Origin of the sequence: Labilibaculum antarcticum (assembly GCF_002356295.1) — a bacterium.
Lineage (GTDB): Bacteria > Bacteroidota > Bacteroidia > Bacteroidales > Marinifilaceae > Labilibaculum > Labilibaculum antarcticum.
Map to the genome: position 1 here is coordinate 3377456 of NZ_AP018042.1, position 14473 is coordinate 3391928.

Sequence of the window (14473 nt, forward strand, 5' to 3'; positions counted from 1 at the left end):
GATTTAAAATGAAAGTTTTCCGAGCTGATTTGCATACTCATACCGTCTTGTCTCCTTGTGGTGATCTAGAGATGAGTCCTGTGAATATCGTTCGAATTGCTAAGGAACGTGGCGTTGACATATTGGGAATAACAGATCATAATTCGACTCTGCATGCTGTTTTAATTAAGCAGTTGGCAGAGAAAGAAGGGATTATGGTGATGATGGGAGCTGAGGTTACAAGCAAAGAAGAAGTTCATTGTTTGTGCTTTTTTGAAACAGAAAAATTGCTTTCTGAATTTCAAACTTATCTTGATCGACATTTGCCTAAGATTCTAAATGATACCAAATATTTTGGATATCAGGTTGTGGTGAACGAAGAGGAGGAAATTGTTGAAGAAATTGATTATTTGTTACTATCAGCATTGAATCAGGGAATTGATGAAATTGAAGAGAAAGTTCACTCTTTAAACGGTTTGTTTATTCCAGCTCATATCAATAAGTCGATCAATAGTGTCATTAGTCAGCTGGGTTTTTTGCCACCTGATTTAAAAGTGGACGCTTTGGAAATTTCCATGCACACCACTAAAGATGAATTTTTAAGTAAGAATAAATATTTGAAAGCATATCCTTTTATACAAAGTTCCGATGCACACTATATTGATAATATAGGTAATGTGTGTAGCAGGTTAAGAATGAAAGAAGCCAGTTTTTCTGAGATTAGAATGGCTTTAAAAGGAGAAGATGGAAGAAAAATAGAATTAGAGAAAGAATGAAAGATCTGTCTTTACATATTATGGATATAATCCAAAATTCAGTAACAGCTGAGGCTTCCAATGTTGAATTGGAGATCAGGGAGGATTTGGAGAAAGATATTTATTCGATATTCATTAAAGATGATGGATGTGGAATGTCGGAAGAAGTTCTGAGTAAAGTATTGGATCCTTTTTTTACTACGAGAACGACGCGTAAAGTTGGACTGGGTTTGTCGCTCTTAAAGCAAAGTGCAGAGCAAGCAGGAGGTAAATTGGAAATTCATTCCAAAGAGGGAATTGGAACAGAACTTAACGTTCAATTTTCTCATAAAAATATAGACAGACCTGTGACTGGTGATATTGCAGGGGTTATGGTGTTGTTGGTGAGTGCAAATCCAAATATGGATTTTACTTATAAGCATTGCACTGTGAAGGGAGAATATCTTTTTGATACAAAAGAAGTGAAAGAAGTATTGGAGGATGTTTCTGTTTCAGACCCGCATATTATTCAGTATTTGAAGGAATTAATAAATGAGAACCTAAACACAATAATATAATTTTTTAACCTTTAATAATTTGAGATTATGGCAAAAGTTAAATCCCTTGCAGATCTGAGGAGAATGAAAGAAGAGCTTCAGTCGAAGATGGATCTTAGGGAGAAAAGCAACGATCCGGAAAGTCTTGTGCAAATTAAAGTTGCTATGGCAACATGTGGAATTGCCTCGGGAGCCAAAGAGGTAATGGAATTCCTTATCGAGGAAACCGCAAAAAGAGGAATAAAGACCATAGTTACCCAAACAGGATGTATGGGGTATTGCTATGCTGAACCTACAATTGAGGTTAAAGTTCCTGGGAAAGAACCAATCGTTTTTGGCGATGTAGATATTAAGAAAGCTGACCAGATTGTTGAAAAATACATTAAAAATGGTGAATTGGTCGATGGAATAATACCTGTAAACTACAAAACTTTAGACTAAACCTAACGAAACAACAATTATGGAAAAGTATAAAATGCATATTCTTGTTTGTGGAGGTACCGGATGTCGGGCTTCTGCTAGTGAGGCTATCCAAAATAATTTGCAAGATGCAATTGCAGCCAAAGGGCTTGAAGATGAAGTGCAGGTTGTGATGACTGGTTGCTTCGGATTTTGTGAAAAAGGGCCTATTGTTAAAATTCTTCCGGACAATACTTTCTATGTGGAAGTAAAACCTGAAGATGCGGAGGAGCTGATTGAGGAACACATTATTAAAGGGCGTAAAGTAATGAGGTTGCTTTATGTTGATCCTGAGAATAAGGAAGTGATTAGTGATTCAAAACATATGGGATTTTATAAAAAGCAAATTCGAATTGCTCTTCGAAATTGTGGATTTATTAATCCTGAAAATGTTGATGAATACATTGCCAGAGATGGTTATGCCGCTTTAGGTAAGTGTTTGGCAGAAATGACCCCGCAAACGGTAATCGATGAGATTAAGGAATCTGGATTACGTGGACGAGGAGGAGGAGGATTCCCAACTGGTTTGAAATGGGAATTTGCTGCTAAAAATGAAGCCGATCAAAAATATGTAGTTTGTAATGCTGATGAGGGTGACCCGGGAGCATTTATGGATCGTTCTATTCTGGAAGGTGATCCTCATTCTGTTTTGGAGGCAATGGCTATTTGTGGTTACACAATGGGAGCCGATAAAGGTTTGATTTATATACGTGCTGAGTATCCATTGGCAATTACTCGTTTAAAGGTAGCTATTAAGCAAGCGCGTGAATATGGTTTGCTAGGCAATGATATTTTAGGATCGGGATTCAATTTCGATGTTGAAATGCGTTACGGAGCCGGAGCTTTTGTTTGTGGTGAAGAAACTGCTCTAATTCACTCGATGGAAGGACTTCGTGGTGAGCCTACCGTTAAACCTCCATTCCCTGCTGAATCTGGATATAACGGAAAGCCAACTAACGTAAATAATGTTGAAACATTTGCGAATATTCCTGTAATCATTAATAAAGGAGCAAATTGGTTCAATAAAATTGGAAGCGAAAAAGCGAAAGGGACAAAAGTGTTCGCATTGGCTGGGAAAATCAACAATGTTGGTTTAATTGAAGTTCCAATGGGAACCACTCTTCGTGAAGTGATCTATGAAATTGGTGGTGGTATCAAAGATGGTAAGAAATTTAAAGCTGTTCAAACTGGAGGTCCATCAGGAGGATGTCTTACAGAAAAGCATTTGGATACTCCTATCGATTTTGATAATTTGATTGCTGTCGGTTCTATGATGGGATCCGGCGGTATGATTGTTATGGATGAGGATGACTGTATGGTTTCAATGGCTAAATTTTATTTAGAATTTACTGTTGAAGAATCTTGCGGTAAATGTACACCTTGCCGAATTGGTAACAAGCGTCTTCATGAAATTCTTCATAAAATTACTTTGGGCGAAGGAACTAAAGAAGATCTTGATTTATTAAGAAATTTGAGTACTGTAATTAAAGATACCTCTCTTTGCGGATTAGGACAAACATCTCCCAACCCGGTTCTTTCAACACTTGATAATTTCTACGATGAATATATTTCTCACGTAGAAGATCATAAATGTGCAGCGGGGCAGTGTAAAGCTTTGATGCAGTATGTAATTGATCCTGAATTGTGTGTTGGTTGTACTCTATGCTCGCGTAATTGTCCTGTTGATTGTATTTCAGGAGAACGCAAGGAGGCACACCTTATTGATACATCAAAATGTATTAAGTGTGGTGCATGTATGGAGAAGTGTAAGTTTAATGCGATAAGCATACAGTAAGGAGGATCTTAATATGGAAAAAATGGTCAAATTAATCATTGATAAAAAACAAGTAGAAGTACCTAAGGGAACTACTATTTTGGAAGCCGCTAAAGGAATCGGGGTTGATATCCCAACTCTTTGTTATATGCATCTTGGCGATATGGGAATTGAACACAAGCCCGGCGGATGTCGAATTTGTGTTGTCGAGGTGGAAGGACGTCGCAATTTGGCACCATCTTGTAACTCTAAGTGTGAAGAAGGTATGGTAATTCATACTCATAACATGAGAGTTTTAAATGCACGTAAAACTGTAATGGAATTGATATTGTCTGATCATCCATTCGATTGTTTAGTGTGTGCGAAATCAGGTAACTGTGATTTGCAATCTACAGCACAGCAATTAGGTGTTCGGGAAATTCATTACAAAGGCGAGCAATCAACCTATAAAGTAGATTATTCTCCATCTATTATTCGTGATATGGATAAATGTATCATGTGTCGTAGATGCGAAACAATGTGTAACGATGTACAAACTGTTGGAGCTCTTTCTGCAATAAACAGAGGTTTTCAGTCTGTTGTTGCAACAGCTTTCGAAATGGATTTGGAGAAATCAACTTGCACCTATTGCGGACAGTGCGTTGCAGTTTGTCCTACAGGAGCATTAACTGAGAAAGATCATACGAATCAGTTGATTAGAGATCTTGCTAATCCTAAGAAAACGGTTGTTGTTCAAACAGCTCCTGCTGTTCGTGCTGCTCTGGGTGAGGAATTTGGAATAGAACCAGGTACTTTGGTTACCGGAAAAATGGTTTCAGCTCTACGTCAGTTAGGATTTAATAGCGTATTCGATACCGATTTTGCTGCCGATCTTACCATTATGGAAGAGGGAACAGAATTATTGGATCGTTTAAAAAGACATTTGGATGGTGATAAGGATGTTAAATTACCAATTTTAACTTCTTGCTGTCCGGCTTGGGTGAACTTCTTTGAACATCACTTTCCTGAAATGAAGGATATTCCTTCAACAGCTCGTTCTCCTCAGCAAATGTTTGGTCCTATAGCCAAGAATTATTTGGCAAAAGAAATGGGAATCAAACGTGAGGATATGATTGTGGTTTCTATCATGCCTTGTCTGGCAAAGAAGTACGAGTGTCAGCGCGATGAGTTTAAGGTTGATGGCGATCCTGATGTAAATTATTCAATCTCAACTCGCGAATTAGCCAACTTAATTAAGCAAGCTAATATGGATTTCAAAGCTCTGCCTGATGAAGAATTTGATAATCCAATGGGAGAATCAACAGGTGCTGGTGTGATTTTTGGTACAACAGGTGGTGTGATCGAAGCTGCTGCCCGTACTGCTTACGAAGTTTATACTGGAAAAACATTAGAGAATGTAAATTTTGAAGCCTTGCGTGGTATGGAAGGTATTCGAAGTGCAACAGTAGATTTTGATGGATTAGATGTTAATATTGGTATTGCTCATGGTTTGGGGAATGCTCGTAAGCTTCTGGAAGATATCCGTGATGGTAAATCGCAATATCATGCAATTGAGATCATGGCTTGTCCTGGTGGTTGTATTGGTGGCGGTGGTCAGCCCTTGCACCATGGCGATTCGTCAATTTTGAAGAAACGTGCTGCGGCTCTTTATCGTGAAGATGCAGGAAAAGCGATCCGGAAGTCTCACGAGAATCCATACATTATTAAATTGTATGAAGAGTTCTTAGGTAAGCCATGCGGTGAATTATCTCATAAGTTATTACATACTCATTATTTCGATAAGAGTAATGATATTGAGATTGAATAAATTATTTTGAACCATCAGGATTATAAAAATCCAATTAATATAAGGAGTTTATATTATGGCAAAAATTAAATTAGCAAAATCCAAAGTGGATAAACTTGTGGAGATTTGCAAATCATTTGATAATGTAGGAAGTGAGTTGATTAATGTACTTCATAAAGCTCAGGAGACCTTTGGGTATCTTCCTGCTGAAGTTCAGGAGATCATTGCTCGTGAGTTGAATGTTTCGGTTGCTCATGTTTATGGTGTGGTAACATTCTATTCATTTTTCTCAATGGTACCAAAAGGTGAATTCCCAATTTCTGTTTGTATGGGAACAGCTTGTTATGTTAGAGGTGCTGAGAAGGTGTTGGAAGAATTCAAACGTCAGCTGAGTGTGCCTGTTGGTGAAACTACCGAAGATGGTAAATTCTCAATTAGCTGCTTGCGCTGCGTAGGAGCTTGCGGATTGGCGCCGGTTGTTACTATCGGAGAACGTGTTTATGGACGAGTTTCTGCAGGTGATGTAGCTGATATTATTAAAGAATATCAAAAATAGAATCAAATTCTAAATTTGAAACCTCCGGCCTAGGGTCGGAGGTTTTTTTGTTAATCCCAAATTAGTTCTTGCTCTTTTAAGTTTTTGAAGAAGGAAGGGCGAAATGTATCACCGATAGGAATTCTTTCCTGTCCAATTACGACTCTGTTTTTGTCGATGATATCAATATGTTCTAATGATACAATATATGATTTGTGAATTCTTATAAATCTATCGGCGGGTAGATAAATACTTAGGTTTTTCATGGTTTGCAGAGTAATAATCCTCTTGTTAATAGTCTGAATCCATATATAGTCCTTCATACCTTTAAAAAATAGGACCTCATTGTATTTCACTTTCTCTATCTGTGAATTATTCTTAATAAAGAAAAAATCATTCTTCTTTGTTTCAGGTTTAGGATGAGCTGTTTTTCCCTGTTTTTGGATGTAAATATTATTTAAAACTCGAATGAATTTTTCAAATGATACAGGTTTCATAATGTAGTCAAACGCACTAATACAATGGTCTTTATGTTGATATGAGGCACAACTCATGCTTATAATAACCTCTGGCTTTTGGATATTGAATTCATTCCAATCAATTTTTTGTTGTTGAGCAAATTCAAGATCCATAAATAGTAGATCTATTTTATTCTTGTTGATATAAGCTTTGGCTTGATTTAAATTTGAAAAACAAGCTTTTATATTTAGGTAGGGAATACTTTCTCCATATTTTTTAAGAGATTCAATATGAAGTAAGTCACGGTCAAGAATAATACTATCTATTATCATAGCTACTAATATAGTAGCTTTTGTTTGGAAAGAATAGGGCTTAACATTATTTAACTGTATACGTTAAATAGTGTTAATGTTTTACCTTCTTTATTCAATAATAAGAGGTTGTTGCAGAGAATCGATTACCATTAACTCCATAAGGTCATCGGTTGAGATAGATGGAATTTCTTTCAGTTGTATTTTTTTAAGAACTCTTTCTCCAACAATTTTTGCTGATTTTTCAGAAGGGAAGGCATGTTTTTCTTGAATCGCCGGAATTCGGTATTGATTTATGACTGGCTTGTTATTCTTTAATATTTGATATCCCCATCCTTCTTCTGTTTGGTAAGTTTGCATGTTATATGAAGGAGTTGATTTATTATTTCGGAATAGATAAACCGAAATAATAAAGATGCCTATTATAATGAGTATCAGATAAAAATATTTCTTTTTAATCATAAACGTTATCTAAATAAAAAAGGCTGAGTCTTAACGAATCAGCCTTTTTTGAAGTTATAAATATTTAATAATTATCAATGTCGTCTTCGTCTACATTTGGTTGGAATTCCCAAGTGTCGTCAAGGTAGTAAGTCCCAGAACTTCCAGTAGCAATATATGCTTTTGTTCCATCAGTGTTAGAAAAAGCAACAGCATTTTGTCTTGCAGCTACTTCAAACTCTAATTCTTCTTTTTCATCCCAGTTGTCATTTGCAGGATTGTATTCCCAAACATCTCTTTTTAAGCTGGTACCATAAGCACCTGTCGCAATATATGCTCTGTTGTTAATTACAAAAGCTACTGCGTTTGATCTCATAACATCTTCATTGTCGTAATCCTCGTCTAAAATTTCAATTTGATTCTCTACTTCCTGAGATACCCAAGTACTAGCTGCGATGTCAAATTTGTAAATTTTGTTTAGTAAACCACCGGTATTTAGTGTTCCCGTACAAATGTATGCATAATCTCCAATAACAAAAGAACTGGCTTCTCTTACTTTGTTGCCATGAGTACCCAATGTAGTCCAACTAGTACCATCGAATTTATAATAATCGTTTAGATATTTTTTATCTGCTTCATCAAGATCACCGTAACCGGCACCAACAACACCATATGTTGCAGTACTAAAAGCAACTGAACCTTCTCTAACTCCACCTGGGAAATCACCAATATTAGTCCATGCATTGGTAGCTGGGTCAAATTCCCAAAAATCAGCATAACGAGTGTAGTCACCATCAAATCCGGTTCCTACATAACCTTTTCCATTAGCAGAAAAAGCAACTGCATTCTGACGTACTTTAAAAAGATCTCCAGGAGTAGCTACGTTTGTCCATGTTTCAGTTGTAAGATCAAATTTCTTAAAGCTGCTTAATCTGTCTTCACCATCGTATCCACAACCTACGTATGCAAAGTTCCCAATAGTAAATGTAACAGCGTTGCTGCGAGGCACACCAGGGAAATCAGTTTTCTTAACCCAGTTTCCAATAAGATCATCTCCACTACTACAACTTGCAAATAGAAAGAGGGTAGCAATAATCCCTAATGACAGTAATTTTCTCATTTGTTATTTATTTTTTCAATGTTAATATCTTGAATAGGCATTTTTTAAATTCCATTCTAAAATATGAATTCGATATAAGATTTATTTAATCTTAAATCCTCGTTCTAAATTATACTAAGGCACAAATATAAACAAAAAACAATATTATTAGTTTTTAGTCGTACAAAACTAATAATAATTTAGAAAATTTAACTATTATTTTTAGGGATCGACTTTGTCGATATTTTAATTACATTTGTCAGGAAAATCAATACAGGACATCTATAAAAGTTCATTACTACCTTAATTTTGTTTTTATTTGAGGGACTTTTTAACCAGAATTTATAAAAAATATGAATAGATTATTTTCCTTAATTATTCTTCTTTCGGTTCTTATTATAGGGTGTAATTCGGAGGATTTTGAAATACACGAGCTTGGTGGAAATCTAATTGAGAGTTCTACTGTTATTAATATGGTTGATACTTTTACCATACAAAGTTCATCAGTTATCACGGATTCAATTCAGACATCTTCGTTGGGAAGTGTTTCTGTAGGACGTTATGTAGATGATTATTTAGGAAGTATAAAAGCGACTTCCTATTCAAAAGTTGATTTGGGATCTGTTTTTAGTTTGGATATAACTGATAAAGCTCAATTTGACTCTATTATTCTAGTTGCCTATAGTACTGGTGCTTTTTGGGGAGATACGACTCAAACACAAACTATTAATGTACATAGAGTAACAGACCATATTGAAATAAATTCAGACACATTAGCGTATTTCAATACTTACAGTTTAAATATTGATCCGGAAGTATTGGGAACAAAAACATTTACAGCGCGTCCCAAACGGAAAGATGAGCTTGGGGCAAGAATATATCACGATTTCAGAATTAAATTGAATGATGAGTTCGGTCAAGAACTTCTTGATTCAGCATTAAACAATAACGGATATCTTTCTAATGCTGTGAAATGGGAGGAGCGATTTGAAGGGATTGCTTTGGTGCCGGGAGAGACTGATAATGCTTCAGTGTTAAACTTTCAGACGGATAGTATGAACATTCGATTGTATTACAGAACGGTAGGAAATAGTTCTGGTGGAGCAATTGAAACACATCGTGATTTTTCAATAAGTAAAACATTGTCTTTTACAAATTACCAGGCTGATAGAACAAATTCGAATCAACTAGGCACAAGTTTAAGTGGTTTAGTTGAGAGTGAGATTGATATTCCTTCGGAACAAACTAATAATTTATCCTTTATTCAAGGTGGTACTGGTATATATACTAAATTGAAAATCCCATATTTGGAATTGTTAGGTCAGCAAGGTGAGGCTGTCTCTTTACTGAGCGCTGAATTACTTTTGTATCCTTTAGAGGGGACAGATCAAAAAGAATTGTTTCCCTTATATGGATTGAATTTTGAGATTTATGAAACTGATAAAATGAATAGATTGGTTAGTCCAATTTATAATTCTAGTAGTCAAGTAACATCTACTTACTATGTGAATTATGAAAATCCGGAGGATACTCCCTTGTATTTTGACTTAACTAGTTATGTTGGGGATGTATTAGCTAATGGGATGGAAGATGATGAAGGACTTCTAATTAAGTTGACCAGCCAGTTTAATAATGGATTTGTTAATAGGATGGTAATTAATAATGATCCCGATTCACGTTTTAAAATAAAATTAAGAACAACTTATGCAGTGCAAAAATAACAAACTATTTAGTGTCAGTATGAAGAACTTATATTTGTCTATATTATTGGTGTTAGTTAGTGGCGTACATGTTTGTTTTGCTCAAAATAATACCTCATCTCCATATTCTCGCTACGGGCTTGGAGAATTGAATCAGGTTGGTGTGGGGCAGGCTTCCGGTTTTAGCGGAACTAGCCTGTCTTTTCGAAACCGTAGTTACCTATCTATTGATAACCCTGCGGCATTAACTGCTATTGATAGTTTAAAGTTTATCTTTAATGTTGGTGTATCCTCTAAAATTTCAAATTTGAATCAAAGTGGAAATTCGGATGTGCTATATGATAGTAATTTAAGTCATGTTTCTTTGGGATTTCGCATTTCTCCAAAGATTGCAACGGCGGTATCTTTGGTTCCGTATACTAGTGTAGGATATAATATTTCAACACTCGAAAAGGTAAATGGCAGTACTGATTTTTATCAAAGAATACTTTCTGGTTCGGGAGGTTTAAATCAATTTATTTTAAGCAATGGTGTTGCATTAACGAATAAATTATCCGTGGGTGTAAATGCAATATACCTATTTGGAAATAATACGGCGAATGAAACAATTACACTTAGTAATACTTACAATAGTACTGTCGAGAAATTGATCTCAAAAGGGATATATGGTAATGTTGGACTACAATATAAGGACGCATTTACTAAGGATTGGGAAGTTACTATTGGAGCAAAATTTCAACCTAAAGTTCAGGTTGCCGGGGAGAAGAAAGAGAATATTTCAAATTCTAGCTCGGGAACTGTAATTGATAATAATACTCTAAATAAAGGTTCTTTTGATGTGCCAATGACCTATGGTTTTGGTCTGGGGTTTACAAAAAATGAGCAATTATGGTTTGGTGCTGATTATTTGCATGAGAAATGGGCTGATACTAAGATATTTAAAAAATCAAGTGGTTTAGTTGATAGAGATCGATTTAGTGTAGGAATGAATTATATAGCTGATGACGGTTATGCCACAACACTTTTGAAGAAACTCACCTACAGATTTGGTGCATTTTATGATACTGGATATATTATGACTGGGAGTGACCGAATTGAATCTAAAGGTGTGAGTTTTGGTCTAGGAATTCCAATGGCGAAAAACAAAGGGACAATTAACCTTTCTTTTGAGTTCGGACAAATGGGAACAGCGGATAATAATAATATAAGAGAAGATTACGGTAAGGTTACGGTTGAGATGAGTTTGTTTGAAACTTGGTTCTTAAAACGTAAGTATCAATAAAAATATTTAGTGTAACTCTATATGTAACCCAAGGCTTTTATGGCCTTGGGTTTTTTTGTGGAATGGGAATAAGAATATAATAGATCTTAAACTCTAAATTATTATTGAATCAAAATAATAATGTTTAATTTTGCCCTGAAAACTAACTAAATACATAAAATATTGGGTCGTATGTACTATCCATATTTTACGACAATACAGCGTAAAAATGAAAATGATTTACAAACCTCAGGAGTATCGGATTAAAGATGAAAGGATGAAACCTTTTATCGATGAATCGGAAATTTGGGAGATTTTGGAAGAAGCCCAGCCAACCAAGGAAAATGTTCGTAGGATTATTCAAAAATCATTGGATAAAAATCGATTGAGCTTGCAGGAAACTGCAGTTTTGTTAAAGGTTGAAGATGAAGAATTAATTGAAGAAATTAAAGCTGGGGCAAAAGAGCTTAAGGAAAAGATATATGGTGACCGTATTGTTATTTTTGCTCCTTTATATATTGGAAACAAGTGTGTAAATAATTGTACCTACTGTGGTTTCAGAGCCTCAAATACCAAGCAAAAGAGAACGACACTTGATCATGAACAAATCGAAGCTGAGGTTAAGGCATTGGAAGATAGTGGTCAAAAAAGGCTGATTCTCGTTTATGGCGAACATCCAATGTACGATGCTGATTTTATTGCTGATTCAGTAAAGACTGTTTATGGTGTAAAATCGGGTAATGGTGAAATCCGAAGAGTGAACATCAATGCTGCACCTTTGGATATTGAAGGATTCAAAAAGGTGAAAGAGTCAGCAATTGGAACCTATCAGATCTTTCAGGAATCTTATCATCGTGAAGCATATGCAAAATATCACTTAAGTGGTAAGAAAAAAGATTTCGAATGGCGCTTAACGGGGCTCGACAGAGCTCAGGAAGCATTGATTGATGATGTTGGTATAGGTGCATTGTTTGGTTTGTATGATTGGAAATATGAAGTCTTAGGATTAATTCGACACGTGAATCATTTTGAGGCATGTTACAATGTTGGACCACACACCATTTCTTTCCCGAGAATTCAAGCCGCCTCAGATTCTAATATTGATCCGGAATTTGAAGTTAGTGATAAAGATTTTATTAGACTGGTTGCGATTCTTAGACTCGCAGTTCCTTACACAGGAATGATTCTTACTGCCAGAGAAACAAAGGAGATCAGAGAAGAAGTAATTAAACTTGGTGTTTCACAGATTGATGCTGGGACGAATATTCAATTAGGAGGTTATTCCGAAGATAACGGAAAGCAGCAAAAATTGGAACAGGAACAATTTGAAATCGGTGATCCCCGTAGTTTAGGTGAAGTGATCGATGAGCTTCTTGATAAGAAGTATTTGCCTTCGTTCTGCACAGCCTGCTATAGAAAAGGAAGAACAGGAGAGCATTTCATGGAATTCTCAGTTCCTGGTTTTATTAAACGATTTTGTTCTCAAAATGCGATTCTAACTTTAGCTGAGTATTTAGAGGATTACGCCACACTAGAGATGAAAAAGAAAGGATATGATTTAATTGATGTGAAAATTAATGAATTGAAAGATTTTCAGAAAACGGAAGATTTGCTTAAACGCTTGGAGATGGTGAAACAGGGGGAGCGTGATCTTTATTATTAGATGTGTGAAGTGAATTTAGATTTTTAGAGATAATATGTTTTTTGTAACTTGTTACTAGTCCGTATGATCACTCTAAATTTAGTTTTATGGAAACATCAGCAATTTGGATATTTGGTGTGTTAATTCATGACAAGGAGAAAGAAGATGGTTGTGTGCAGAAAATTCTTGTTCGATATGCAGATTCTATCAAAACTCGTTTAGACCTATTCAATGTCGAACATTGGGAGGGTCATCCTCATGGATTACTATTAATTCAGGTGATAGGATCCGAAGAAGAAATGGATTTATTCGAAAAAGAAATCTATATGATCGAAGGGGTTGAAATTCAGCACATGATGTTTGAACCATAACGAATACAGAAAAGTCCGATAATATCGGACTTTTTTTTTCGCTTATTTAAGATCAATGTAAAAGTGTGCCCCTTTTCCCGGTTCACTTTCCCACCACACTTTTTCTTGCATGGCCTTAATGTATTTTTTTACAATATTTTTGAGGAATTAAAGCTGTAAAATCAACAGTTGAATTATTCTGTATTGGCATTTTTCAAGCAAAAAAAAGCGACTATGGTCGCTTCTGTTTAATTTGTCTGTTTTTATAATGCTTCGAATCGCCCCATTCTCCGTAGCCAATTACACCATCTGCCATATTAATTCTGGCTTCCATACAGTTTGTACAATCATCAGCGCCTTCATCAATGCATGGCTTGTTTTGGTAGAGTAAATAATTTGCTCTTTCGGAGGTTGGCGTAATATTGGGCATAATAATATTGGCACCAATTCGTAAGGCTTTTTCTCGTCCTAATGGGTCTATTGCTTGAAGGGCAGTGGCAGAGGCGATATTAATGTCCTTCATCATGATTCTAAGTACAGCAATCATTTTTAAAGTAAGGCGGAATCGATCCTTCAAACTCATTAATTGATCTTTGTACTGATACATTGGAGTTTGATCGTGTTCGATAAACGGTCCCATTCCAACCATGTCGATATCAAAATTTTGCATGAAAATCAGATCATTGGCCAAATCATCATAGGTCTGAAAAGGAATTCCAATCATCACTCCTGTTCCGGTCTGATATCCGATCTCCTGAAGGCTCTTCAGGCATTCTAATCTTGTTTCGTGTGAGTGTTCTTCATTGTTGGGATGAATTTTGTTGTAGAGCTCTTTGTTACTCGATTCAATGCGCAATAAATATCGGTGAGCACCAGCATCAAACCACTTTTGGTAGGTTTCTTTTGTTTGTTCTCCTATCGAAATGGTAATCCCCAATTCGTTATTACTTATTTTCTTGATCTCTTTTAATAAGTTCTCAATACGATCAATAAATTTTTGGTCCGATCTTTCACCCGATTGTAATACTAAAGAACCATACTTGTTTTCATGCGCAAATTTTGCCGCTTTCAGTATTTCTTCATCAGCAATATCGTATCTGTTCACAGCGCTGTTGCTGGCACGAATTCCACAGTAAAGACAATCTTTTTTGCAGATGTTTGAGAATTCAACCAATCCACGAAAGTGTACATTTTTTCCAACGTGCATTAGTTTTACTTCAGATGATTTCACAAATAATGCTTTTTCATCTTCATCTTTCGATTGTAATAATCGAACAATATCGTCTTTGGTGAATTGATCTTGTTGTAGGATCTGCTCAATAGTTTTCGTCATCTGGAATTAGTTGCTTTTAATTCGACAGCAAAATTACAGATAAAATTTTAGCT

General features: G+C 35.7%; 14 protein-coding genes. 10 read left to right on the forward strand and 4 right to left on the reverse strand.

The features are described 5' to 3' along the window. Window positions 1–8: 8 nt before the first annotated feature. Genes ALGA_RS13390 through ALGA_RS13415 form a run of 6 tightly spaced genes read left to right on the forward strand, consistent with a single transcriptional unit; the run spans window position 9 to window position 5845 of the window. Window positions 9–755: a PHP domain-containing protein gene (locus ALGA_RS13390; RefSeq protein WP_096429794.1), complete on the forward strand. Its 747-nt coding sequence runs from the start codon at window positions 9–11 to the stop codon at window positions 753–755. Further along, a complete protein-coding gene (locus tag ALGA_RS13395) occupies window positions 752–1291 on the forward strand; it encodes an ATP-binding protein (RefSeq protein WP_096429796.1) in 540 nt (179 codons plus the stop codon). Before ALGA_RS13390 ends, ALGA_RS13395 begins: the two co-directional genes overlap by 4 nt. 27 nt (window positions 1292–1318) lie before the next feature. After that, a complete protein-coding gene (locus ALGA_RS13400; protein WP_096429798.1) occupies window positions 1319–1711 on the forward strand; it encodes a (2Fe-2S) ferredoxin domain-containing protein in 393 nt (130 codons plus the stop codon). A 19-nt stretch (window positions 1712–1730) separates the two neighbouring features. Next, window positions 1731–3524 carry an NADH-quinone oxidoreductase subunit NuoF gene (locus ALGA_RS13405; RefSeq protein ID WP_096429800.1) on the forward strand — a complete coding sequence of 598 codons (1794 nt, stop codon included), beginning with the start codon at window positions 1731–1733 and terminating at the stop codon, window positions 3522–3524. A gap of 22 nt (window positions 3525–3546) precedes the next feature. Further along, the gene (locus ALGA_RS13410) at window positions 3547–5310 is read left to right on the forward strand and encodes an NADH-dependent [FeFe] hydrogenase, group A6 (protein WP_317044224.1); all 1764 of its coding nucleotides are present in this window, start codon (window positions 3547–3549) and stop codon (window positions 5308–5310) included. Between the two features lie 55 nt (window positions 5311–5365). Continuing rightward, on the forward strand, window positions 5366–5845 hold the full coding sequence (locus tag ALGA_RS13415; RefSeq protein WP_096429804.1) for an NADH-quinone oxidoreductase subunit NuoE family protein: 480 nt from the start codon (window positions 5366–5368) through the stop codon (window positions 5843–5845). Between the two features lie 50 nt (window positions 5846–5895). Here the strand turns inward: ALGA_RS13415 and ALGA_RS13420 are convergent, their stop codons facing one another. The 3 genes from ALGA_RS13420 to ALGA_RS13430 all read right to left on the reverse strand — a co-directional run bounded on the left by ALGA_RS13420 (window position 5896) and on the right by ALGA_RS13430 (window position 8155). Beyond that, window positions 5896–6615 carry a LytR/AlgR family response regulator transcription factor gene (locus tag ALGA_RS13420; protein WP_096429806.1) on the reverse strand — a complete coding sequence of 240 codons (720 nt, stop codon included), beginning with the start codon at window positions 6613–6615 and terminating at the stop codon, window positions 5896–5898. A 90-nt stretch (window positions 6616–6705) separates the two neighbouring features. Then, window positions 6706–7056, reverse strand: a complete 351-nt coding sequence (locus ALGA_RS13425; protein ID WP_096429808.1) for a DUF4907 domain-containing protein — start codon at window positions 7054–7056, stop codon at window positions 6706–6708. Window positions 7057–7120: 64 nt separating this feature from the next. Next, complete coding sequence (locus ALGA_RS13430) at window positions 7121–8155, reverse strand: Kelch repeat-containing protein (RefSeq protein WP_096429810.1); 1035 nt, start codon at window positions 8153–8155, stop codon at window positions 7121–7123. A gap of 332 nt (window positions 8156–8487) precedes the next feature. Here ALGA_RS13430 and ALGA_RS13435 point away from each other — a divergent pair, with 332 nt between their 5' ends. The 4 genes from ALGA_RS13435 (at window position 8488) to ALGA_RS13450 (ending at window position 13108) form a co-directional block, all read left to right on the forward strand. Continuing rightward, the gene (locus ALGA_RS13435) at window positions 8488–9855 is read left to right on the forward strand and encodes a DUF4270 family protein (RefSeq protein ID WP_096429812.1); all 1368 of its coding nucleotides are present in this window, start codon (window positions 8488–8490) and stop codon (window positions 9853–9855) included. 19 nt (window positions 9856–9874) lie between these two features. After that, a complete protein-coding gene (locus ALGA_RS13440; protein WP_145957632.1) occupies window positions 9875–11116 on the forward strand; it encodes a hypothetical protein in 1242 nt (413 codons plus the stop codon). Between the two features lie 208 nt (window positions 11117–11324). After that, window positions 11325–12758: a [FeFe] hydrogenase H-cluster radical SAM maturase HydG gene (hydG, locus tag ALGA_RS13445; protein ID WP_096429816.1), complete on the forward strand. Its 1434-nt coding sequence runs from the start codon at window positions 11325–11327 to the stop codon at window positions 12756–12758. 86 nt (window positions 12759–12844) lie between these two features. Next, window positions 12845–13108, forward strand: coding sequence for a hypothetical protein (locus tag ALGA_RS13450; protein WP_096429818.1), 264 nt, complete (start codon window positions 12845–12847; stop codon window positions 13106–13108). Window positions 13109–13319: 211 nt separating this feature from the next. Here ALGA_RS13450 and hydE read toward each other — a convergent pair whose 3' ends face one another. Beyond that, window positions 13320–14420: a [FeFe] hydrogenase H-cluster radical SAM maturase HydE gene (gene hydE / locus ALGA_RS13455; protein WP_096429820.1), complete on the reverse strand. Its 1101-nt coding sequence runs from the start codon at window positions 14418–14420 to the stop codon at window positions 13320–13322. Window positions 14421–14473 lie beyond the last annotated feature (53 nt).